Consider the following 22,232-nt stretch of genomic DNA (forward strand, 5'->3'; position numbering starts at 1 on the left):
CGGCCAATGCACAATTGCGCTCGGATCGACTGGGCGACACCAAGGCCCCATATCTCGTTGAGGCCCTCTGTCCCAGCACACCCGCTGGGCACGGTCTATATACGTAAAGGAGCTGAGGGCCGGTCTAATAGCCGGAGGCAGTTCGGTCCACTTTCTTCGCTGTGAACGCGCTTGACAGGTTAATCCTGAAGGCGTAGAAATCGCACAAGCTGACATAGCTACCTCATTTCAACGGCTCGCCCTCACCGGCGGGCCGTTTGCGTTTCTGCGGGCGTAGGCCAGAGGTCCAGGCTGCCGGGCTCATAACCCGGAGATTCGCCGGTTCGAATCCGGCCCCCGCAACCATCCACGCCCGTCCACCCTCACCGGACCAATTCGCCGAGCCTGCCGGGCTGCGGTGACGGGCACCTATCGACCAATCGGGGAGGGCGTCATGCCGAACCGGATCAACCATGGAACCGACATGCGGGGAGAAATCATTGACGCGGTGGGGACCGCAGCCCTGAAGGTCACGCCGCCGGTAACGGTGGCCACGGCCGTCGCATCAGGGTTCACCCTGGACAAGGCGGTGCTGGTGCTGACGGCCATCTACCTGGTGGGCCAGATCGGCTACCTGGTGTGGAAGTGGATCCGTGAATGGCGCCAGGCGCGCCGAGGCGGGGTGATCGGATGAAGGGCAAGGTGATCGGCGGCAGCGCCGCGGCCGTTATCGCCCTGGCCGCCGCCGCGCTGGTGAAGCCGTGGGAGGGCTACTCGCCCACGCCATACATCGACATGGTGGGCGTTGCCACCCACTGCTACGGCGACACCAGCCGCCCGGATAAGGCGGTCTACACCGAGCAGGAGTGTGCCGAGAAGCTCAACAGCCGCCTGGGTAGCTACCTGACTGGCATCAGCCAGTGCATCAAGGTACCGCTGCGCGAGCGCGAGTGGGCCGCGGTGCTGAGCTGGACCTACAACGTGGGCGTGGGTGCTGCCTGCCGCTCGACGCTGGTGGGCCGGATCAACGCCGGCCAGCCCGCCGCGAGCTGGTGCCCGGAGCTGGACCGCTGGGTCTACGCCGGTGGCAAGCGCGTGCAGGGCCTGGTGAACCGTCGGGCCGCTGAGCGCCGGATGTGCGAGGGCCGGTCGTGAACCGCATCGCCGTCGCAGTCGCCGCCTTCGCCCTGTGGTCCGCAGCCATGTTCGGTGCCGGGTGGGCGTGGCGCGGCGACCGTGCAGAGGGCAGGGAGGCCACCCAGCGTGCCGCCGGCGCCGAGGCAGTCGTCGCCCAGGTGAACCAGACCCGTGCCACCGAGCATGCCCAGGCCGAGACACTGGCCGCCATTGGAGCGAAGCATGAAGAAGACCGCACTGCGGCCGCGGCCGTCCCTGCTGCTGTTGTTGCTGGCGTGCGTGATGGCAGCCTCCAGCTGCGCGACGACCTCGCCACCTGCAATACCGCTCGCCTGTCCCAAGCCGTCGCCGGCACCATCGAACGTGACCAGGCAGCCCAACTACGAGCAGAGGTCGCGGGCGCTCTTGTTCAAATCGGGCGAGACGCCGATGACCACGTCCGCGCCTGCCAAGCCGTGATCCGGGCGGACGGGGAGCAGTGATGGCACGGCCCAGCAAGAAGACCGCCAAGCTGGTGCAGGCCATCGTAGAGCGCCTGTCCGAGGGTGAGCCGCTGGCCCAGATTTGCCGGGACGAGGGCATGCCTGCCGCCCGCACCGTCCGGGAATGGCAGCAGACGGACGAGACGGTTTCCGCCGCCATCGCACGCGCGCGCGAGGAAGGGTTCGACGCCATCGCGGCCGAATGCCTGCGGATCGCCGACACGCCGATGCCCGGCAAGATCGAGAAGCGGGAGCTGCTGGGCGTCCTGAAGCACAAGGACGAGGACGGCAAAGAGCAGGCCGTGGCGCTGCCGGAGGCTGAGCTGGTCGTCACCGAGGAACGCACCGAGGACATGCTGGGCCACCGCAAGCTGCAGATCGAAACCCGTCTGAAGCTCCTGGCCAAGTGGGATCCCAAGCGCTACGGCGAGCGCCTGGCCGTCGACCACGGCGTGCAGGACAACCTGGCCGAACGACTGAGGGCAGCCCGTGAGCGCGCAACTGACCGCGACGCCTGAGCAGGAGCTGGTCGAGGCGATCGGCTCGTTCCAGCGTGATCCGTTGGGCTACGTGCTGTTCAACTTCCCTTGGGGCGTCAAGGGCGGCCCGCTGGATGGTAAGAAGCTGCGCGCCTGGCAGCGCCGGCGGCTGGAGAAGATCGGGAACAGGCTGCAGGCCGGGGCCGCTGATGCTGGCGAGGTGATTCGCCAGGCCGTCGGCTCGGGCCACGGCATCGGCAAATCCGCGCTGGTGGCGATGCTGATCAAGTGGGCCTTCGACACGTTCGAGGACACCCGCGGCGTGGTCACGGCCAATACCGACATCCAGCTGCGCACCAAGACCTGGGCGGAACTGTCGAAGTGGCACGAAATCAGCCTCACCAAGGATTGGGCCACGCTGACCGCCACCGCGCTGATCAGCAACGCCCCGGGCCACGACAAGACCTGGCGCATCGACGCAGTGCCGTGGTCGCAGAACAACACCGAGGCGTTCGCCGGCCTGCACAACGAGGGCCGGCGCATCCTGCTGGTGTTCGATGAGGCTTCGGCCATCGCCGACAAGGTGTGGGAAGTGGCCGAGGGCGCGCTGACCGACCAGGGCACCGAGATCATCTGGGCCGCGTTTGGCAACACCACCCGCAACACCGGCCGCTTCCGCGAGTGCTTCCGCCGGTTCAAGGCCAGTTGGGACACCGAGCAGATCGACAGCCGCACCGTTGAGGGTGTGAACCTGGTCGAGGCCGAGCGCATGGTGCGCGACTACGGCGAGGACAGCGACGTGGTGAAGGTCCGTATCCGCGGCCTGTTCCCCTCGATGTCAGCCCGCCAGTTCATCGCCGAGGCGGATGTGGCTGCAGCCTACGGGCGACACCTGCGGCCCGAGCAGTACAGCTGGGCGCCGAAGATCCTCACGCTGGACCCGGCGTGGGAAGGCGACGACGAGCTGGTGATCGGCCTGCGGCAGGGCCTGGCCTATCGGCAGCTGCGCACGCTGGCCAAGAACGACAACGACATGGCGGTGGCGGCGATCCTCGCCCAGCTGGAGGACGAGCATCAGGCCGACGCTGTGTTCGTCGATGGCGGGTTCGGCACAGGCATCGTGTCCGCAGGCCGAACCATGGGCCGCGACTGGCGCCTGGTGTGGTTCTCGGGCGAGTCGGGCGACCAAGGCTGCCTCAACAAGCGCGCCGAGATGTGGAAAGCCTGCCGCGACTGGCTGAAGGAAGGCGGCGCCATCCCTGAAGACCCGCAGCTGCGCGACGAGCTGCAAGCACCGGAAACCGTGCCGCGCCTCGACGGCAAGCTGCAGATGGAATCGAAGAAGGACATGAAGCGCCGCGGCCTGCCGAGCCCCAACCGGGCCGACGCCCTGGTGCTGTCGTTCGCATACCCCGTGATGCCCCGGCCGCGCTTCCCCGACGGGTCGCCGATGGAGCATCGCGACCACGCCGACCAGCAGGCCGGCGAGCCCTACAACCCGTTGTCCTGAAGGAATCCCCATGTGCAACTCCGCCCCCAAGGTGAAGCCGGTGGCCGCAGCGCCCGAAGTGGCGCCCGAGTCGATCGACGATGCCGCCGTGAACGAGCGCGACCGCGAGCGCCAGCGGCAGCGCCTGCGCTTCGGCGCCAGGTCGACCATCCTGGCCGGCGATACCAGCTCGGCGATGCCGACCGCGTCGGTCAAGACGGCGCTGGGTGCCTGACGCCATGTGCACCTCGCGCCAGGTGATCGATCCGGGTGGCCTCCTGTTCGGCGACAAGACCGGCAAGTACGCCGACCCGCTCGGCATCACCAAGACCGCTGTGGGTGATCCGACCGGCCGCGTGCGCCGCGCTCGCAAGGAAGCCGAGGACGAGCGTCGCACCTACGCCAGCAGCGGCGTGCGCTCGGTGGCGTATCGATCCGCGGCACCGACCACAACCGCGCTGGGTGGAACGGCTCCGCGCAACACCGTGCTGGGGGGAGGCTGATGGACATCAAGGAGCTGTACGCGCACTGTGGGCGGCGCAAGACCGCCTTGAAGGAGGCCCAGAACGACTGGACCCCGCTGTGGCGCCAAACGTCGGAGTACATCGACCCGACCCGCGGCCGCTTCTACGGCGACCAGGACGACAAGCCGCGTAAGCGCAACTGGGCCAAGGTGATCAACAGCACGGCAACCGATGCGCTGGGCGTGATGGCCGCCGGCATGATGTCGCACATGACGCCGAAGGCGCAGCCGTGGTTCAAGGTGACGACGCCTGACCCGGCGACTGCCGAGCTGTTCGGCGTCCGCGTGTGGCTGGACGACGTTGCCCAGCGGATCCGCGACACCTTGGCCAGCAGCAACTTCTACAAGGCCATGCCAGTGGTCTATGCCGAGGACGGCATTTTCGGCGTTGCCCCGCTGCTGGTGCTGGAAGACTCGCGCGAGGTGGTCCGCTTCTATGCCCTGACCGCAGGAAACTACGCCGTGGGGCTGGACGACCAGGGGCGGGTCGACTCGCTGTGGCGCCGCTACCCGAAGACTGCGCGGCAGCTGGAGGAACGCTACGGCGCAGACGCGCTACCGGCCGTGGTGCGCGATGCACTGGGCAAGAACGGGGACCAGAAGTTCTGGGTGGAGTCGCTGATCGAGCCGAACCCGGAGCAGCGTCCCGGCATCGGCCCGCTCGGGCTGCAGGCCCCGCGCTTCCGGCCCTACCGCGAGGTGGTGTGGATCGACGGTGCAGCCAACGGCCAGAACGGCGTGATCGACATCGGCGGCCACTATGAGGCGCCGTTCGTCGTGGCCCGCTGGAACCCCGTCGCGGAGGACATCTACTCGTCCTGCCCGGCGATCAACTGCCTGGGCGATATCAAGCAGCTGCAGTACCTGGAAGGCGAGAAGCTGCGCCTGATGGAGCAGATGTCGGATCCGACTCTGGGCGTGCCGGAGGGCTTGCGCAGGACCGGCGGCGCACGACTGAGAAAAGGCGGCCAGATATACCTACCCGACGGGGTCACTAACGCGAACGTCGCGCCGGTCTATACGCCAGACGGGCGCGGCCTGCAGCAGATCCGTGAAGAGATCACCACCGTCGAGCAGCGCATCCAGCGGGCGTTCTTCTACCAGTTGTTCCTGATGCTGGAGGCGCTGGGCGACAAGACGGATCGCACCGCCACCGAGATTGTCACCCGCAAGGAAGAGAAGGCGGCGGTGCTGGCGCCGACGCTGGAGTCGATCACCGACGAGGTGCTGGACCCGGTTGTGGTCCGGGTGTTCCGCCTGCTGGAACGCGCGGGCCGCATCCCCGATCCGCCGCAGGTGCTGGCCAATGTGCCGCTGAAGATCGAGTACACCAGCATCCTGGCGCAGGCTGCCAAGGCGGCAGCGGTCGGGTCGATCGAACGCACCATGACCTTCGTGGCCAACGTGGCGCAGGCCACCGGCGACCCGTCCGTGATGGACAAGCTGGACAGCGACCAGGTGGTCGACGAGTACACCGCCGCCGTGGGCGGCCCTGCCTCGATCATCCGCAGTGACGACGCAGTGGCCAGGATCCGCGCAGACCGTGCGCAGCAGCAGCGCCAGCAGCAGCTGGCGGCGTCTGCCCAGCCGATGAAGGACGCCGCGCAGGCGCTGAAGACGGCCAGCGATACCGTGCCCGAGGAAGGCTCGGCGGCTCAGGCGCTGATCGATGCCATGCAGGGTGCCGCATGAAACGCCCCGGCATGGATCCGCGAGAGGACGAGCAGAGGAAGCTCGCCGACCGGCTGGCGGACATGCAGGACGCGCAGCTGCGCCAGGACGTGCGGACCGTTCTGGCAACGCCGGAGGGTCGGCGCATGGTGTGGCTGTTCGTCCAGGCGATGAACGTGGACGTCAGTGCGTTCAATCCCAATGCGATGACGCAGTCGCTGAAGATTGGTCGGCAGGAGGCTGGTCAGTGGTGGCTGCATGTGATCCGCGATAGCTGCCCGGAGCGTGAGGCACAGATGCGCGCCGAGGCCAACACAGAAGAGAAGCGGCTGCTGGCGCAGCTGCAGCAACCCGAGGAAGACGACGATGAGTGACACCAGCACCGAGACCAGCACACAAAATTCTGGCGCAGGCGGAGCTACGACCACCGCAACCGATACGCAGCAGGTTCCCGGCAGCAGCGCGCCGGCGGGATCCGAGGGCAGCGGCAACGGTGGTGACGCAACGGGCGGCGATGGCCAGCCGAACAAGGGCGAAGGCGGCGGCGATGCCGGCAAGCCCGAGGACGGTAAGACCAGCGCGGCACCGGAGCAGTACGGCCAGTTCAACCTGCCGGAAGGGTTCACCCTGGAAGGCGATCGACTGGGCGCGGCCACGCAGTTCTTCAAGGCCAAGGGCTGGACACAGGAGCAGGCCCAGGAGGCCGTCGACCTGTATACCCAGATGGCCGGGCAGGATGCGGCGGCGATGCAGCAGGCAATGGAAGCCCAGCGCCTGCAGCAGGTCGAGCAGTGGGGCGTGGATGCAAAGCAGCAGCTGGGCGCCAAGTACGACGAAACCGTCGGCCTTGCCACCACCGCGGTCAAGGCGATCAACGACCCTGAGCTGACCAAGGCGTTCAATGAGCTGGGCTGGGGCAACCACCCGACCATGATCAAGGCGTTCGCATTCTTCGGCGGTTTCCTCCGCGACAGCAAGGTGGATGGCCTGGGCGGTACCACTGCATCCGGTCCGAGTGCTTCCAGCGACCCGAAGTCGATCCTCTACGGCGGCTGATACCCGCCATGTACCACCCCATCAACCAGCCGCCGCAAGGCGGTTTTTTCGTATCTGGAGAGACCAACAATGTCGACCATCGGCAACACCTACCTGACCCTGGCGGACGTGTTCAAGCGGACCGACGCCGACAAGCAGATCGCTGCGGTGATCGAGCTGCTGGCGCAGGACAACCCGATCCTGCAGGACATGATCGTCAAGGAATGCAACGACGGCACGACGCACCTGACGACCGTTCGCACCGGCATCCCCGAAGGCACCTGGCGCATGCTGTACCAGGGCGTTCAGCCCACCAAGTCGACCACCGCACAGGTGCGCGACGCCACCGGCATGATCGAAGCATGGAGCGAGATCGACGAGAAGCTGGTGCGCATGACGGGCGACTCGGCCGGCCTGCGTCTGTCCGAAGCCCAGGCATTCCTCGAAGGCCTGAACCAGGGCGTGGCCACCTCGATGTTCTACGGTGACCAGGCCACCTCGCCGGCGAAGTTCACTGGCTTTGCCCCCCGCTTCAACAAGATCGCCACCAGCGGTTCGGGCGCCCAGATCGTCGACGCAGGCGGCACCGGCTCGGACAACACCTCGATCTGGTTCATCGTCTGGGGTGAGAACACCGTCCATGGCCTGTACCCGAAGGGCAGCAAGGCCGGCATCGATCGTGAGGACAAGGGCAAGCAGACCAAGACCAACGCGGATGGGTCGATCCTCGACGTGGTCCGCGAAAAGTTCCAGTGGGACATTGGCCTGTCGGTTCGCGACTACCGCTACGTTTCCCGCATCGCCAACATCGATGTGTCCGACGTGAAGGCCGGCAACGTGAAGCTGTACGACTTCATGCGCAAGGCCTATTACAAGCTGAAGCAGCGCCGCGTCATGGGTGGCCGTGCGGCCATCTACCTCAACACCGACATGCTGGAAGCGCTGGACGCGCTGGCCGCCAATGGCGGCACCACCGACAACTTCGTGCGCCTCACCCGCAAGGAGATCGAGGGCGAGGAAGTGCTGACCTATCGCGGCATCCCGCTGCGCGAGTCGGATGCGCTGCTGAACACCGAAGCCCGGGTCGTCTGATCCGCCGCCACTGAACCGGGCGCGCGGGCTCCGGCCCCGCTCCCTACCGCAATCCAAGGAGCAAACCACCATGATCTTCGATCAGCAGAACCTGTTCTCGAACGCACAGTCGGTGCTTGCGAGCGCAGTGTCCACCAACGTCATCGACCTGGGCGCCACTGGAACCGTGCAGGGCGAGGGCGCCCCGATCAAGCGTGACATTGGCCCTGGCACCCCGATCCCGCTGCGTGTGCAGGTAGTCGAGGCCTTCAACAACGCCACCAGCCTGCAGGTCGAGCTGCAGGTCTCGGCCACCGAGAACTTCGCCGCTCCGGTTGTCGTCGGCTCGCAGACCAAGCTGCTGGCCGATCTGGCTGCCGGTTCGGTGTTCGGCGGCCTGTACTACGTGCCGCGGGGTACCAACCTGCGCTATGTCCGCCTGAACTACACCCTGGCGGGCACCGCGCCGACCACGGGCAAGGTCACCGCGGGCATCGTCGCCGGCCACCAGGAGAACAACCTGTGACCGGCCTGCGCGTGCGCGCGACCCGGCGCGGCTTCTTCGGTCAGACCCGCGAGGCGGGCGACGAGTTCGAGATCGCCAGCAAGGAACAGCTGGGCTCCTGGATGGAGCAGATCGGTGGCAAGGCCGTGGCCGAGAAGTCGGCGCCGCCGGCGGACCCGTTCCTGGCCCGCAACGCTGACCTGATCAAGGCGGACCTGGCCGGTCTGGAGGTCGAGCAGTTGGCCGCATACCGCGAGCAGGAAGCTGCCGCTGAGAAGCCCCGCAAGGGCGTGATCGAGGCGATCGACGCGGCCGTGGCCGAGAAGTCGGCGAACGCTTGACGGCAACCATAGGGGGCGCCTTCGGGCGCCCCCGCTATCGGAGCGGCATATGACCTCCCAGGTCCAAATCTGCAACCTGGCCCTGGGCAAGCTGGCCCAGGACATCACGATCACCTCGCTGACCGAGCGCTCCAAAGAAGCGCGCGTGTTCTCGCGCCTGTGGGAGCCGATGCGCGACCTGGTGCTGGCCGACCGTCTGTGGCCCTGGGCCATGAAGGCCCAGCGCCTGGCGGTTGCCGCAGAGGCGCCGATGCCGGGCTGGAAGATCCGCTACGCGCGCCCGTCGGACTGCATCACAGTGCTGGCCATCACCGACGACCAGGGCATGCGCGCTAGCCGCCGGCTGTCGCGCTGGTGCGAGCCGCAGTTCCGCCAGTGCCACGGCATCCAGTTCGAGCAGGCGATGGGCACGGATGGCACGTCGCTGCTGTGCGACCGGGCCGAGGCGTATCTGATCTACGTTGCCCGCGTGGAAGACCCGGAGCGCTACCCGGCGCACTTCGTGGATGCGCTGGCCTGCAAGCTGGCCGAGGAAGGCGCGCCGGCGATCATCGGGGCCAATGGGTTCTCCAACAAATCCGGCCTGAAGCAGCTGTACCAGCTCGCGCTCAGCCAGGCCGCGGCGCACGACTTCAACGAGGCCGACGAGGACGAGCGCCAGCCGTCCATGGCCCAGATGGCGAGGGCCTGACCATGGCACGTCTGCTGCAACCGAGCATGTCCGGCGGCGAGCTGTCGCCCGGGCTCCAGGGTCGCGTCGACATGGTGCGCTACGCCATCAGCCTGAAGACCTGCCGCAACGTCATCACCAAGCCCACCGGTGGGGCTGAGAAGCGTCCGGGCTATCTCTTCCGCGGCGGTGCCAAGCACAACGAACGCGCCACGCGCTTCATCCCGTTCATTTACTCGACCACGGTCAAGTACGCGATCGAGATGGGCGACGGGTACATGCGGTTCTGGGTAGGCGGCGCGCTGCTGCGCAATGGGGCGGGGGACATCGTCGAGGTGGCCACGCCCTACACCGGCGAGGACATCTACAAGGTGCGGCACACGCAGTCGGCCGACGTGCTGTTCCTGGTGCACCCGTGGATCCCGCCGAAGGAGCTGCGCCGCCTTGCCGTCGACCAGTTCGAACTGCGCGACTTCGAGTACCGGCGTGGTCCATTCCGCCCGTTCAACAACGACGAGGCCGCTCTGCTGGCGGTGTCCGGTACCCAGGGCGTGGTGACCGTGACCACCAACGTGCCGACCTTCACCGCGGAGATGGTCGGGTCGCTGCTGTATGCCGAGGAAAAGGAACTGCGCTCGGTGAAACCCTGGGTGGCGGCGGAGAAGAACGTGCCGCTGGGTGCCCTCCGCCGGAGCGACCAGAAGGTCTACCGGTGCGTGAGCGTCCCCGTGGTGACCGGCCTGGAAGGAACGCCGTACTACGTCTGCGGCAGCGTGCGCCCCGTGCACGACAGCGGCCGTGCGTTCGACGGCCCGCAGGACGTGAAGTTCGACAACGTCAACGACTACGCCGTCGGGGTCGAATGGGAATACGTGCATGGCGGGTTCGGAATCATGAAGATCACCGCGTTCACCAGCGCGTTCGAGGTCACCGCCACGGTGATCGAGCGGATCCCGGACAGCATCGTGGGCAACGTGCCACCGCCGGTGGCCGGTCCGTGGACGTTCAACGGCGACGGCACCACAAAACAGTTCTCCATCCCAGGCGCGACCAGCAGCAGCTACCTGGACTACCAGGTCAAGATCGACGGCGTGCCGGTTCAATCCAATCCGTACTACCCGGGTGGCAGCGGCACTGGCGGCACCAGTGGTGGCGGTATCGGTCGCGGCGGCAACGTCGCGCAGGAGGCGCAGTAATGGCACAGGGCTGGACGATCGATCCCGGCGCGGACCTGATCAACTTCTACGAGGCACCGCCGACCGGCACCAACAACATCGTGGTGACGCAGTACGCGGCCGGCGCTGTCGGTGGAACCGACGTCTGGGCTGTCGGCGCATGGTCGTATCGCTACGGCTACCCTGGGGAGGTCGAGTTCTTCGGCGACCGCCTGTGGTTCGCCGGCAGCCCTGGCGATCCGCAGACCGTGTGGGCGTCGAACATCGGCGATTACCCCAACTTCGGCCGCAGCTCGCCGATCGTCGACAGTGACGCGGTGTCGTTCACGATCAACGCGCGCCAGGTGAACGCGATCCGCGACCTGGTGCCGCTGGACAGCCTGCTGGTGCTGACCACCGGCGGCGAATGGAAGGTCACAGGCGGGCAGGATTCAGTGGTGACGCCCAGCACCATCGGGATCAAGCCGCAGTCCGCCTATGGCACTGGCGACCTGCAAGCGCGGGTCCTGGGCGAGTCGGCGGTGTTCCTGCAGGCGCAGGGCCAGCGCGTGCGTGATCTGGCCTACCAGTTCGAGAAGGACGGCTTCCGCGGCAATGAGATCAGCATTTGGGCCGACCACCTTGTGCAGGGCTACACGTTCCGCGGCATCGAATACAGCACGGCGCCCTGGCCGATTCTGTGGATGCCGCGCACGGACGGTGTGCTGATCGGCTGCACGTATATGCCCGAGCAGGAGGTTACCGGCTGGCACCCGCATGAAACCGACGGCGAGGTGCTGGACGTCTGTTGCCTGCCCGGCGAGATCGAGACCGAGGTCTACCTGCTGGTGCGCCGCTTGATCAATGGCGAGTGGGTCCAGTACGTGGAGCAGATGGCGCCGACCCGGTACGACGATCCGATCGACTGGAAGTATGCGGACAGCCTGCTGACCTACGACGGCCGGCGCCCGAACGGCTCGCCCATGACGCTGACCAGCACCGATGGGTGGAACGAGGGCGCCGTGATCACCGCCACCACCGGCACTGCGATCTTCAGCGGGGCAGGCGACGTGGGCAACATCCTGCGGCTGGCGATTGGCGATATCCATGTGCGCGTGCGGGTCATGGCCGTGGTGTCGTCCACGGTGGCGACGGTGGAGTCGATCGGCTCGGTGCCGCTGGCGTTGCGCGGCGTCGCTGTGCAGGACTGGACCTACCAGCGCTCGACGATCGCCGGCATGGGCCACCTGGAGGGCAAGGGCGTGGTTGCCCTGGTCGATGGCAACGTGCAGAAGGACCTGCAGGTGGTCGACGGCCAGGTGCAGTTGCAGCGCCCGGGTGGCGTGGTGCACATCGGCCTGCCGTACACCGCCCACATCGAGACGCTGGAGGTCAATGCCAACGGTGGCGACCCGCTGCGTCCGATGAAGAAGCTCGCCTTCGAGGTCGCGCTGCTGGTGCGCAACACCCGCGGCGTCTACGTGGGTACAACGTTGGACACGCTGGATCCCATCGCACAGCGCGATTTTGAGGACTACGACGAGCCGACGGCCCCATACACGGGCGTTCTGCGCAAGAACATGTCCTGCCGATGGGGAGTGCACAGCGGTCATTTCCACATCATCAGCGACGACCCGCTGCCGATGGAGATCCTGTCCCTGATGCCACAGGTGGTGGCGTCCTGATGAAGATCACCGCAGAGCTGGTGCCGGCAGAGGCCGGCCACATCGAGGCGATCGCATCGGCGGCAAGGCCGGCAGACGTGGCCGAACTGTGGGCATGCGCTCGCACCACGCCGGCGGAGGCCCTGCAGCGCGGCCTGGCCGGAAGCGCTGAGGCGTGGACGGCGATGGTGCGCGGCGTGCCGGTGTGCATGTTCGGGGCCACCCCTTACTCGATTCTCGGCGGCATCGGCACGCCTTGGATGGTCGGCTCGACGGGGCTTAACCCGCTGTCGGTCCAGAAGGAACTGCTGCGCTTGTCGCGACCGGCCCTGGCCAGGATGCAGCAGGCGTTCCCCTCAATGCTGTTCAACGTGGTCGACCAGCGCAACGAGGCCGCCCAGCGCTGGCTGCATTGGCTGGGCTTCCACTTCCTCGCGCCGGTGCCGGTCGGACCGGACAGCGCCCCTTTCCTCCCGTTCTACTGGAGCGCATAACGTGTGCAATCCCGCCATCGCCCTTTTGGCGACAACCCTGGTCACCGGCGCGTATCAGGCCGATGTCCAGCGCAAGCAGGGCCAGGCCAACGCGCAGGTGGCCGAGAACAACGCATTGCTGGCCCAGCAAGAGGCCGACGCGAGCAACGCGCTGGCCACTCGCGAGATGGAGCAGCAGGCATGGCGCACGCGGATTGCGCTGGGGCAGCAGCGCGCCGCGATCGCCGCCAACAACATCGACCCGACGCTCGGGACGCCGGCGGAGATCCTGGGCGAAACCGCACTGTTCGGTGAGGTCGACCAGCAGACCATCCGTATGAACGCTGCGCGCCAAGCATGGGGATTCAATGCACAGGCCCAGAACCAGCGGACGCAGGGAGAGCTGGCCCGCTGGAGCGGCAACGCACAGGCGACCGGCACGATCCTGGGATCGCTCGCCAGTGCGGCCAGCATGGGTTTTGGAGGCATGGGTGGCGCCGGTGCTGGAGGCGTCGGTGGAAACCTGTCCGGGCAGGCCAACGCCATCACCATGCGCAACAACGCGCGCATCTCGCGCGGCTGGGGGCTGTGACATGGCGACCCTGATCCCCCGCACCAGCGGGCCGCAGGTCGAGGCCCAGCTGGGTCCGCAGGTCCGCAACACCGCACAGGTCGACCTGTCCCCGCTCAGCCGTACCGCAGGTGCCGTCGGCCAGGCGGCGGCCGACCTGTTTCAGCAGCAGAAGCAGCGCGCCGACCTGACGGCGGTCATGGAGGCACGCCGCGAGCTGTCGGACTGGGAGGGCGCCACCTTCAACCCGGCCAATGCCGACGGCATCGCCAAGTACCAGGGGAAGAACGCGCTACAGGCGCACGACGCGCTGCTGGGCGATCTCGATCAGCGCGTGTCGGTAATCCGCAGCCGGCTGTCGCCGGAGCAGCAGCAGCGGTTCGACCAGGTGTCGTTCTCGTTCCGCGACTCCGTTCAGGGCCGCCTCAACAGCTACGCCGACCGCGAGTACAGCGCCTATGAGGCCAACGAGCGCAAGGCGACGATCGACAACATCGGACAGGACGCCGTCAGCGCCGGCATGTCCGGCGACTTCGGGCTGGCCGACGTGCGGCTGCAGGAAGCCGTGGGCATCGCCAGCGCCGCCTATCAGACGCAGGGCATGGGCGCGGAAGCGATCAAGGCCAGCGAGCGCGGCATCGTATCGTCCGTGCGCAAGCAGACGGCTGCGGCGATGGCCACCCGCGACCCGTTTGCGGCAGAGGACTACTACCACCGCTACGCGGACCAGATGACGCCGGAGGACCGCGCGCAGGTCGAGCGCACGCTGTACCCGGTGGTGAAGGACCGCGCGGCCTATGAACTGGCCCAGTCGCTGGCCGATGGCCGCGGTGCGGTCGAACCGTTGCCGGCGCCAGCGGCAAGGGGCACACCCTCTGCAGCAATCGCCAAGGCGATCGATGATGCCGCGAAGGCCGAGGGGCTGGACGCAGCAGGTCGCGCGGATCTGTATGCGCTGGCCGAACAGGAATCGGGATTCCGCGCCGACGCCGTCAACCCTGAAGTGCTGGATGACGGCGACCAAGCCACCGGTCTGTTCCAGTACCGCGCCACCAGCGCCGGCGGCATCGACCGCAAGGACGCTGCGGCGTCTGCTCGTCGCGCAGCGCGTGAGTACAAGGAACGGCTGGCCAAGGGCGGCCGGGCGTTCGCCATTGCCGCTCATTTCGCTGGAGAGGGTGGGGCCGATGCGGTGGTGAACCGTGGCCGCTCAGCGCAGAACCCCAAGACGGCGCTGTACGTGCGGCAGGTGATGGGCCGCTCCGCGCGGTGGGCGTCGTCCGCGGGGCAGGGTGCAACACCGGGAACGCCGGCCGCTGCCGCTGCGACGGCCGCACCGTCGACGCTGGCCGATGCCATTGCTGCGATCCCGCGCACCATGCCGCCGGACCAGCGGGCTGCAGCCGAGGGCTACCTGCGCGACATCTACGCGCAGCGCAAGGACAGGCTGGAGCAGGCGAAGAAGGCTGCGGCCATGTCGATCTACGACAAGGTGGCTGCCGCCGGCGCCAGCGTGCCGCTGTCGCAGGTTCTGGCTCCGGCCGAACTGGCGCTTGTGGGTCAGGATTCCAGCCTGTCCGAGTCGATCAACCGCTACCGGAAGCTGGTCGCCGAGGGGGCCGTGGTCCAGGACGACCCGGCCACGGTAGACGAGCTGCAGCGCATGCAGGCTCTGCGTCCGACCGAGTTCGCGAAGCTCCCGCTCGGCCAGTACGCCGACAAGCTCAGCGGCAAGACGCTGAAGGCCTTCGCCGAGGACCAGACCACTGTGAACGACCCAGCCAAGCGTGCCGATTGGATGAACGAGAAAGACCGGCGCGAACGTGGCTTCCAGATGCTGGGCATCGGTTCGGAAGGGGACGCCGTGGGCGACGGCGCCAGTAAGAAGAACGAACCGAGGGCGGCACTGCGCGGCGAGTTCACGATTGCCTATCAGAACGCGCAAACGGCGTTCATCCAGTCCACCGGCAAGAAGCCCACCCCTGAGCAGGCGGACGTGCTGCTGTCGGCCACGGCGAAGCAGTTTGCCCAGAACCTGCAGTCTGGCCGTCTCGGCGCGATCCAGGAGAAGGACGGCAAGTTCAAGAACAACCCGAAGGTGAAGGTGGGTCTCTACAGCAGCGCGGCGCAGTTCGACCTGCAGGTGAGCCAAGCCGACCGCGACGCGGTGCGGAGCGCATACGCCGATAAGTACGGCCGTCCCCCAACCGACGCCTGGGTCACCCAGTACCTCGCCCGCAAGAGCCAAGGAGCCAAGAAGTGATCGACAACGTGCTGGAAGGCTTCGACGAACTGTCGGACGAGATCGAGAACAACCGGCAGGTGACTCTGCGCAGTGCCTACACCGGCACCAGCCAGAAGCCAGAAGAAGCCGCGCGCGCGAACCAGCTGTCGGACCAGCTTGGCCAGCCCTTCGGTGTAGTGGCGGCGAACCTTGCCGACTACGAGCAGGACGCGCGCCGGCAGGAGATCGACGACGCCGGCCGCGCGTCGCCCCACGTGGGCGATTTCCTCAGCGATCCGCGCCGCATGGCGCTGGCCAGCGATGAGGCCCCGAAGCTGGCCACCTATGCCAACTCGCTGGTGACCGGCGAGGCCCGCGCGACTGCAGAGCCGAATATCCTGGAGCAGGTCATCGGCGGCATCGTCAGCGGCTGGCAGCGCGGCAAGGCGAATGCACTGGCACTGCTGCCGGATGGTCCGGCGGTGATGGACCCCGTGACGGGCCGCCTGACCACGGATCGCTCGGCCGAGGAAGCGGCACTGCGCGCAGACCTGGAACGCAAGGCGCAGGCTGCGGAGGTGACCAGCGCCAGCACCACCCGTGGTTTCGAGGCCTTCGACCGGGCGAACAAGGCGGGCAGCTTCAGCGGTGCTGTGCGGGAGCTGGCCGGCGGCGGCAGCGACACACTGGGCGCCATTGCGGTCACGCTGGGGCAGTCCATCGGTATGGGCGCCCCGGGTCTGGCACTGACCGCAGCCACTGGCGGCGGTAGCCGCGTGGTGACGGCTGCCTCTGCCGGTACCGGTTCGGGCCTGACCGAGTTCGGCGCCAGCATCGCCGACGCCATGCAGGACGCGAAGGTCGACCCGACCGACGCCTACGCCGTTGGCCAGTTCCTGCGCGACCCGCAGAAGATGGCCGCCGCGCGCGACAAGGCGGCCAAGCGCGGCGTGGCGATCGGCGTGTTCGACGCGCTGACTGCCGGCGTGGCGGGCCACTTCATCAACAACGCCCGACGCAGCGCGTCCTCGGCGATCCTGCGCACCGGCGCCGAGGCCGGCGTCCAGCTGGGTGGCGGAGCGGCCGGCGAGGCCACGGCGCAGCTGCTGACCGAGGAACGCCTGAAGTGGGGCGACATCATCATGGAGGGCCTGGCCGAGGTCCCCACCGGTGCGGTCGAGGTGCACGCCAACTACCGTGCTGCGCGCGCGTCCGGGCAGGTGCGGTGGATCAACGAGCGCCTGGACCAGGTGATGCAGTCGGGCCAGAGCAACGACCGGCTGCGCGCTGCCACCGAGCTTGCCGGCGAGCTGAAACTGGGGGAACGCTCGCCGGAGGACATGAAGGCGCTGACGGCGCAGGTGGCCGGCGAAGACGCGCGCGTGTATCTGGACGCTGACCAGGCGCAGACGCTGTTCCAGTCCGCACCGCAGGTACTGCAGGACATGGTTGGCGGCGAGTCGGCGCTGGCCGAGCAGCTGGCGACCGGTCAGGTCGTGATCCCAATGGCCGAGTGGATGGCTGCTGTCCCGCGGCTGCCGAACCGCGACGAGATCCTGCGCAACGCTCGCACGACCGCAGACGGGTTGTCGCCCGCGGAGCTGGAATCGCTCGACATCGATGCGATGGCCCGCGAGCTTGGCGTGCCGCTAGACGCGCCGGCACCGGACCAGGCCGCAGCGAATGCCCGCGCGCAGGTGCAGCAGTCGGTCATGGCGCAGCTGGTTGGAACCGAGCGCTACACCCCGGCCCAAGCCGAGAGCCAGGCACAGTTGTGGGGCGCGATGTTCGGCCGCCTGGGCGAGGTCACGGGGCAGGATCCGGTGGCGCTGTACGAACGCTATGCCGCCGGCATCGAGGCAGCCGAGGCGCCGGCAGAGGGCGGCGAGAACCAGCCGCGCACGCTGATGCAGCGGGGCATGGATGCGCTGCGCAGCCTGTTCGGCCGGCCGCAGGTGGCCACCGACGGCCGCGGCCAGCAGACCATCGAGCGTTATGGCAGCGCCTATGTGCAGCGCGCCGGCCAGTGGCTGCTGGCGGACGAACGGGGGCAGGCGCGCGATTTCCTGACGCTGGGCCAGGCCCGCACCGAGGCCGAACGCACCGGCGGCGAGATCGTGCAAGACGACCCGATTGACGGTCAGCGGCAGACCTGGAGCGTGGCGCTGCCGGATACCGCTGCGCGCGAGGTGCTGGCCGGAGACATCCTGTTCCAGCCGACCCGCACTGACGAAGTGCCCACCGGCCTTGCCCCCGATACGCCGGTGCCGGTGATCGAACTGGAGCCCACCACCGGCAACCCGGCCGAGTGGTTCACCGAGTCGAACGAGCTGATGCGCACGCAGCAGGACGGCACCGAGGTCACCGCACCGGATGGGCAGCCCGTGCGCTTCGCATCCCGCGGCCGGAAGAAGGTCATGTCCAAGGGCCGCCGTGACCCGCTGCGCCAGGCGGTCGCACGGGAGCTGCCGGCGCTGGTGGAGTCGGCCCCAATCCACGCCACCTCGGTCGACACGGACGACAAGACGGTTTCCTACGCCTACGCGGCATCGGCGGTCCAATACGACGGCCAGGTCTACCCGGTTCGCTTGGTCTACAGGGTGGGTAACGACGGTGTCCGCCGCGCCTACGATTTCGAGGGCTTTGAAATAGGAAACCCCGACGGCCTCGGCAGCGAAGCGCTGCGCCAATCGGGGTCTGACGTCGGTGCCATGGAGCGGGCCGGCACGGCCGAGTCCGAGTTGCGTACCCGCGGTCTGCCGACGTCGGGGCTGACGCTATCAGAGGTCCTGCCGGCTTTCAACGCCCGGCCGTTCTTCCAGTCGTCTGAGGCGGCCCCCCGGGGGCAGATTCAGATTGGCCAGGGCCGGTCGATGCAGATCAGCCTGTTCAGGGGGGCGGACCTGTCCACCTTCCTGCACGAATCGGGGCACTTCTTCCTGGAGGTCTACCGCGACTTGGCCACGGCAGAGGACGCTGCCCCCCAGCTGCGCTCCGACCTGGACGCATTGCTGAAATGGTTCGGTGTCGAGTCGGCGGACCAGATCGGCGTCGATCAGCACGAACAGTTCGCCCGGGGCTTCGAGGCCTACCTTGGCGAGGGCAGGGCGCCGACGCCTGAGCTGCAGTCCGTTTTCAGCCAGTTCAAGCAGTGGATCCTCGGCGTCTACCGCAGCCTGCGGAATCTGGACGTGGAGCTGACCGACGAAGTGCGCGGCGTGTTCGACCGCATGCTGGCCAGCCAGGAAGAGATCGATGCGGCGCAGGCCCGGGTCGGCTTCGAGCCCATCGCGCTCGACCTGGCCGAAGCGCAGGCGCTGGGCATGACCGAGCGGCAGTTCGCGGACTATCAGGCGCAGGTGGCCGCCGCGCGCGAGCAGGCTGAGGCTGACCTGATGGCGCAGCTGCAGGAAGCCGATGCACGCGCCCGGGAGCGCTGGTGGAAGGACGAGCTGGCCAACATCCGCAGCGAGGTAGAGGCGGAGGTCGAGGCCACGCCGATCGTGCGCGCCTACCGCGTGCTGACCGGGCGCAAGGAAGCCGCCGGCGAGCCCGTGCCGGAGCAGCTGCAGGGCCTGAAGCTGGACCGCGCGGTGCTGGCGGCGACCTACGGCGATGGCCTGCTGGGCAAGATGGGCCGGGTCTACGCGCGCAAGGGCGGAACCCATCCCGAAGAGGTGGCAGCCATGCTGGGCTTCACATCCGCCGACGAGCTGGTGCAGGGCCTGTGGACGGTACGGCAGACCCTGGCCGGCGTGAACGCGGAGGCCGATGCGCGGATGCAGGCGCGCCACGGCGACCCGATGACCGACGGAACGCTGCCGCAGCGGGCCCTGGATGTGGTTCACGGCAGCCGCAAGATCCAGCTGCTGGAGCGGGAGCTGGGTGTACTGGCAGACCTGGCCAAGGAGCCCCGGCCGAACCGGCGCGAGCTGAAGGCCGTTGCGCAGGCGCTCCTGGCTGAGAAGACCGCGCGCCAGATCCGACCGAACGAATACCTGGTAGCCGAGCGAAAGGCTGCCCGCGCGGCGGCGCAGGCGGCGGCCAAGGGGAAGTTTGCCGATGCCCTGCAGGCGAAGCGGCAGCAGGCCCTGAACGCCGTTCTGTTCGCCGAAGCCCGCGCTGTGCAGCAGGAGGTCGAGTCGAAGGTTGGCTACATCCGCCGGCAGATGACCCCGCAGGCCCGCGAGCGGCTGGGCAAGGCGGGCGCCGACTACCTGGAAGCGATGGACACCATCGCCGACACCTACGAGTTCCGCGACGTGTCCGGCCGGGCCGTTGCGCGCCGCCAGAGCCTGCGGCAGTGGGTGGAAGCCCGCCAGGCCGAGGACGACCTGACCGCCGTAAGCGATGCGCTGCTGGCCCGGGTCGAAGCGGAAAGCGTGACGAACTATGCCGATTTGCCGATTACCGAGTTCCGCGAGCTGCACGACGCGGTGACCAACATCGCGCGGCTGGCCAAGCTGAAGAACAAGCTGCTGAGCAACAAGGACCAGCGCGACTGGGAGAGCGCGCAGGCGGAGCTGGCCGGCGCCATCCGCGGTGCGATCGCCGAAGGTAGGCCGCTGCCGCTCTCGGATGCGGACCTGACGGCGATGCAGAAGGTGGGCGCGACCTACACCGGCCTGATGGACTGGGTGCTGCGGCCGGAGACGGTGGTCGAGTGGTTGGACGGCGGCGAGACCGGGCCGTGGCACGACTTCCTCTGGAACCAAGCCGAGGCAGCGCAGCAGCAGCGGATTGAGTTGCGCAACCGCGTCGGCGGCATGCTGGAGCAGACCATGAAGGCCCTGACCCCGGCGCAGCGGGCGGACCTGAACCGACTGGTGTACGTGCCGAGCCTGGGGCGCTCGCTGTCGAAAAACACGATCGTGGCCGTGGCCCTGAACATGGGCAACGCTGGCAATCGCGACAAGCTGATGCGCGGCGGATTCATCGGCAAGAACGCCGAAGTGGTTCAGTTCACCCCGCAGAACATCGCGGAAATGCTGAGTCACCTCACGCCGGCGGACGCACAGATGGTGCAGGGCATCTGGGATGCGGTGAACAGCCTGTGGCCGGACATCGTGGAGCAGCAGCGCCGACTGTCGGGTGTCGCGCCTGAGCAGGTCGAGCCGATGCCGCTGATCTTCACCGCGGCCGATGGCTCGACAGTCAGCCTGCGCGGCGGGTACTACCCGGCGGTGTACGACCCGCGGGCAGGCGCCGGCGGCGTCAAGCAGGCGCGCGCGGCCGAGGAACAGATCATGGGCGGCACCTTCAGCCGCGCCATGACGAGTAAGGGGCACACGAAGGAGCGCACCGGGTATGCAGCGCCGATGCTGTTGGACTACCACCGTGTGCTGTCGCGCCACCTCAATGACGTGATCACCGACGTCTCCCACCGCGGCTACGTGAAGCAGGCGCTGCGGGTGCTGGAAGACCAGGAGCTGAAGAACCTGATCCAGCAGCGGCTGTCGGAGGGCGCCTATCACGCGCTCTACGGGAGCGTGAAGAACGCGGTGCGCGGCGCATCGGTGTCGGAACCCGGCTCCAGCATGGCCGAGAAGATCGGCGACGCCGTCCTGACGAACACTGCAGTGGCCGCACTGGGCTTCCGCCTGCCGCTGGTGTTCGCCAACACCGTGGTGGCGCCGATCCAGGCGGCGGCGCGCGTTGATCCGAAGTACCTGGCCACCGGTTACGCGGCGTACTACCGCAACCCCGGCAAGATGACCGAGATGATTCACTCGCTGTCGCCCTTCATGGAGGAACGCGCCAACTCGCTGGATTCGTCGTATCAGGTGGTGCTGGGCAAGCTGTCGGGGAAGCGTGGCATTCGCGCGGCGGCTATGAAGATGGCCATGGAGGTGCATCGCTGGACGGTGCCGCTGGCCGAGCGCGCGATCTGGCTGGGGCGCTACCAGCAGGCACAGGCGCAGGGCGCCAGCGTCGACGAGGCTGTGCGCCTGGCCGACAAGTCGATCCGCACCACCCAGCAGGCCGGCGCACCGAAGGACCTGAGCGCCGCCGAGCGCGACCCGCGCTACAAGTGGGTTCGCATGTTCATCGGCCCGATGATCATCATGAACAACCGTTTGCAGGAGTCGGGTTTGCGCGGCTTGTACCTGGGGCGCGTGCAGTCGCCGGCGCGCGCGCTCGGCACGTGGTTGTCGGCCGGTGTCCTGTCCAACGCCGTGTTCGAACTGCTGATGATGCGTGGCCCTGACGGTGGGGACGACGACGAGAAGGGCTGGGACGACTGGGGCAGCTGGCTTGCGCGGAAGACGCTGCTGTTCCCGTTCCAGACCATCCCGCTGCTGCGTGACGTTGCCGGCGGCATCGATGCGGCGATCGAGGGCAAGCCGAGCATGGGCCGACCCAACCCGATCGTGGACGCCGGTGTCGCGCTGGCAAAGTTCGGCCAGGCCGCGTGGAAGGAGGGCAGGGACTGGGTTGCCGACGATGACGAGCCCGACGCCGAGAAGCTGATCAAGACCGGCGTGCGCGCAGCTGGCCCGCTGACTGGCATCCCCAGCAACCAGATGCTGACCACCGGTGAATACCTCTACGACGTGGGCACTGGCCAGTACACCCCGGACAACCCAGCAGAGGCGGCCGCATACCTCATGTATCGCCGACCCAAGGACGAGCAGTAATCGACCACACCCAGCCCCGCAGAAGCGGGGCTTCTTCTTTCTGGAGCCGATGCACCCATGACCATTTCCGCCAACGACCGCCGTAAGACCTACGTGGGGAACGGCGTCGCTACCGCGTTCCCCGGG

At 67.8% G+C, this 22,232-nt stretch carries 20 protein-coding genes and 1 tRNA gene; all 21 read left to right on the top strand.

Features of this window, described 5'->3' with window-relative positions:
• Window positions 1-266: 266 nt before the first annotated feature.
• The 21 genes from WDC87_RS01830 (at window position 267) to WDC87_RS01930 (ending at window position 22,106) form a co-directional block, all read left to right on the top strand.
• Window positions 267-345, top strand: a tRNA-Met gene (locus tag WDC87_RS01830).
• Window positions 346-433: 88 nt separating this feature from the next.
• Entirely contained in the window at window positions 434-673 is a 240-nt protein-coding gene (locus tag WDC87_RS01835) for a hypothetical protein (RefSeq protein WP_225792042.1), read from the top strand.
• The gene (locus WDC87_RS01840) at window positions 670-1,134 is read left to right on the top strand and encodes a lysozyme (protein WP_180884083.1); all 465 of its coding nucleotides are present in this window, start codon (window positions 670-672) and stop codon (window positions 1,132-1,134) included. The genes WDC87_RS01835 and WDC87_RS01840 overlap by 4 nt, the downstream gene beginning before the upstream one ends.
• Entirely contained in the window at window positions 1,131-1,598 is a 468-nt protein-coding gene (locus tag WDC87_RS01845) for a hypothetical protein (RefSeq protein ID WP_252745514.1), read from the top strand. The genes WDC87_RS01840 and WDC87_RS01845 overlap by 4 nt, the downstream gene beginning before the upstream one ends.
• Window positions 1,598-2,116, top strand: coding sequence for a hypothetical protein (locus WDC87_RS01850; RefSeq protein WP_049438773.1), 519 nt, complete (start codon window positions 1,598-1,600; stop codon window positions 2,114-2,116). The genes WDC87_RS01845 and WDC87_RS01850 overlap by 1 nt, the downstream gene beginning before the upstream one ends.
• Entirely contained in the window at window positions 2,088-3,587 is a 1,500-nt protein-coding gene (locus WDC87_RS01855) for a hypothetical protein (protein WP_049438774.1), read from the top strand. Before WDC87_RS01850 ends, WDC87_RS01855 begins: the two co-directional genes overlap by 29 nt.
• Window positions 3,588-3,597: 10 nt before the next feature.
• Window positions 3,598-3,801, top strand: a complete 204-nt coding sequence (locus WDC87_RS01860) for a hypothetical protein (protein WP_049438775.1) — start codon at window positions 3,598-3,600, stop codon at window positions 3,799-3,801.
• A 4-nt stretch (window positions 3,802-3,805) separates the two neighbouring features.
• Window positions 3,806-4,069, top strand: coding sequence for a hypothetical protein (locus WDC87_RS01865; RefSeq protein ID WP_049438776.1), 264 nt, complete (start codon window positions 3,806-3,808; stop codon window positions 4,067-4,069).
• Window positions 4,069-5,781, top strand: a complete 1,713-nt coding sequence (locus tag WDC87_RS01870; protein WP_053091793.1) for a portal protein — start codon at window positions 4,069-4,071, stop codon at window positions 5,779-5,781. Before WDC87_RS01865 ends, WDC87_RS01870 begins: the two co-directional genes overlap by 1 nt.
• Window positions 5,778-6,134, top strand: a complete 357-nt coding sequence (locus tag WDC87_RS01875; protein WP_152904831.1) for a hypothetical protein — start codon at window positions 5,778-5,780, stop codon at window positions 6,132-6,134. Before WDC87_RS01870 ends, WDC87_RS01875 begins: the two co-directional genes overlap by 4 nt.
• The gene (locus WDC87_RS01880; protein WP_049438778.1) at window positions 6,127-6,816 is read left to right on the top strand and encodes a hypothetical protein; all 690 of its coding nucleotides are present in this window, start codon (window positions 6,127-6,129) and stop codon (window positions 6,814-6,816) included. Before WDC87_RS01875 ends, WDC87_RS01880 begins: the two co-directional genes overlap by 8 nt.
• Window positions 6,817-6,885: 69 nt before the next feature.
• The gene (locus WDC87_RS01885; protein WP_049438779.1) at window positions 6,886-7,887 is read left to right on the top strand and encodes a major capsid protein; all 1,002 of its coding nucleotides are present in this window, start codon (window positions 6,886-6,888) and stop codon (window positions 7,885-7,887) included.
• A 70-nt stretch (window positions 7,888-7,957) separates the two neighbouring features.
• Window positions 7,958-8,392 (top strand): Bbp16 family capsid cement protein, encoded by a 435-nt coding sequence (locus tag WDC87_RS01890; RefSeq protein ID WP_049438780.1) that lies wholly within the window; start codon window positions 7,958-7,960, stop codon window positions 8,390-8,392.
• On the top strand, window positions 8,389-8,712 hold the full coding sequence (locus WDC87_RS01895) for a hypothetical protein (RefSeq protein WP_049438781.1): 324 nt from the start codon (window positions 8,389-8,391) through the stop codon (window positions 8,710-8,712). The genes WDC87_RS01890 and WDC87_RS01895 overlap by 4 nt, the downstream gene beginning before the upstream one ends.
• Window positions 8,713-8,761: 49 nt before the next feature.
• Window positions 8,762-9,403, top strand: coding sequence for a hypothetical protein (locus WDC87_RS01900; RefSeq protein WP_252745513.1), 642 nt, complete (start codon window positions 8,762-8,764; stop codon window positions 9,401-9,403).
• A gap of 2 nt (window positions 9,404-9,405) precedes the next feature.
• Complete coding sequence (locus tag WDC87_RS01905; protein ID WP_049438783.1) at window positions 9,406-10,578, top strand: hypothetical protein; 1,173 nt, start codon at window positions 9,406-9,408, stop codon at window positions 10,576-10,578.
• Window positions 10,578-12,221: a hypothetical protein gene (locus tag WDC87_RS01910; protein WP_252745512.1), complete on the top strand. Its 1,644-nt coding sequence runs from the start codon at window positions 10,578-10,580 to the stop codon at window positions 12,219-12,221. The genes WDC87_RS01905 and WDC87_RS01910 overlap by 1 nt, the downstream gene beginning before the upstream one ends.
• Window positions 12,221-12,694 carry a hypothetical protein gene (locus tag WDC87_RS01915; RefSeq protein WP_252745511.1) on the top strand — a complete coding sequence of 158 codons (474 nt, stop codon included), beginning with the start codon at window positions 12,221-12,223 and terminating at the stop codon, window positions 12,692-12,694. Before WDC87_RS01910 ends, WDC87_RS01915 begins: the two co-directional genes overlap by 1 nt.
• A 1-nt stretch (window position 12,695) precedes the next feature.
• Window positions 12,696-13,265 (top strand): hypothetical protein, encoded by a 570-nt coding sequence (locus WDC87_RS01920; protein WP_235647098.1) that lies wholly within the window; start codon window positions 12,696-12,698, stop codon window positions 13,263-13,265.
• 1 nt (window position 13,266) lies between these two features.
• A complete protein-coding gene (locus WDC87_RS01925) occupies window positions 13,267-15,507 on the top strand; it encodes a hypothetical protein (RefSeq protein WP_252745510.1) in 2,241 nt (746 codons plus the stop codon).
• Window positions 15,504-22,106 (top strand): hypothetical protein, encoded by a 6,603-nt coding sequence (locus WDC87_RS01930; protein ID WP_252745509.1) that lies wholly within the window; start codon window positions 15,504-15,506, stop codon window positions 22,104-22,106. The genes WDC87_RS01925 and WDC87_RS01930 overlap by 4 nt, the downstream gene beginning before the upstream one ends.
• The last annotated feature ends 126 nt before the right edge of the window (window positions 22,107-22,232 follow it).

Source organism: Stenotrophomonas maltophilia group sp. Smal12, assembly GCF_037079935.1.
In the GTDB taxonomy this organism is placed as follows: Bacteria; Pseudomonadota; Gammaproteobacteria; order Xanthomonadales; family Xanthomonadaceae; genus Stenotrophomonas; species Stenotrophomonas sepilia.

Bases quoted from the DNA above. Each gene is read 5' to 3' on its own strand.
- WDC87_RS01835 (WP_225792042.1), top strand. From the start codon at position 434: ATGCCGAACCGGATCAACCATGGAACCGACATGCGGGGAGAAATCATT.
- WDC87_RS01840 (WP_180884083.1), top strand. From the start codon at position 670: ATGAAGGGCAAGGTGATCGGCGGCAGCGCCGCGGCCGTTATCGCCCTG.
- WDC87_RS01850 (WP_049438773.1), top strand. From the start codon at position 1,598: ATGGCACGGCCCAGCAAGAAGACCGCCAAGCTGGTGCAGGCCATCGTA.
- WDC87_RS01860 (WP_049438775.1), top strand. From the start codon at position 3,598: ATGTGCAACTCCGCCCCCAAGGTGAAGCCGGTGGCCGCAGCGCCCGAA.
- WDC87_RS01865 (WP_049438776.1), top strand. From the start codon at position 3,806: ATGTGCACCTCGCGCCAGGTGATCGATCCGGGTGGCCTCCTGTTCGGC.
- WDC87_RS01870 (WP_053091793.1), top strand. From the start codon at position 4,069: ATGGACATCAAGGAGCTGTACGCGCACTGTGGGCGGCGCAAGACCGCC.
- WDC87_RS01875 (WP_152904831.1), top strand. From the start codon at position 5,778: ATGAAACGCCCCGGCATGGATCCGCGAGAGGACGAGCAGAGGAAGCTC.
- WDC87_RS01880 (WP_049438778.1), top strand. From the start codon at position 6,127: ATGAGTGACACCAGCACCGAGACCAGCACACAAAATTCTGGCGCAGGC.
- WDC87_RS01885 (WP_049438779.1), top strand. From the start codon at position 6,886: ATGTCGACCATCGGCAACACCTACCTGACCCTGGCGGACGTGTTCAAG.
- WDC87_RS01890 (WP_049438780.1), top strand. From the start codon at position 7,958: ATGATCTTCGATCAGCAGAACCTGTTCTCGAACGCACAGTCGGTGCTT.
- WDC87_RS01900 (WP_252745513.1), top strand. From the start codon at position 8,762: ATGACCTCCCAGGTCCAAATCTGCAACCTGGCCCTGGGCAAGCTGGCC.
- WDC87_RS01905 (WP_049438783.1), top strand. From the start codon at position 9,406: ATGGCACGTCTGCTGCAACCGAGCATGTCCGGCGGCGAGCTGTCGCCC.
- WDC87_RS01910 (WP_252745512.1), top strand. From the start codon at position 10,578: ATGGCACAGGGCTGGACGATCGATCCCGGCGCGGACCTGATCAACTTC.
- WDC87_RS01915 (WP_252745511.1), top strand. From the start codon at position 12,221: ATGAAGATCACCGCAGAGCTGGTGCCGGCAGAGGCCGGCCACATCGAG.
- WDC87_RS01925 (WP_252745510.1), top strand. From the start codon at position 13,267: ATGGCGACCCTGATCCCCCGCACCAGCGGGCCGCAGGTCGAGGCCCAG.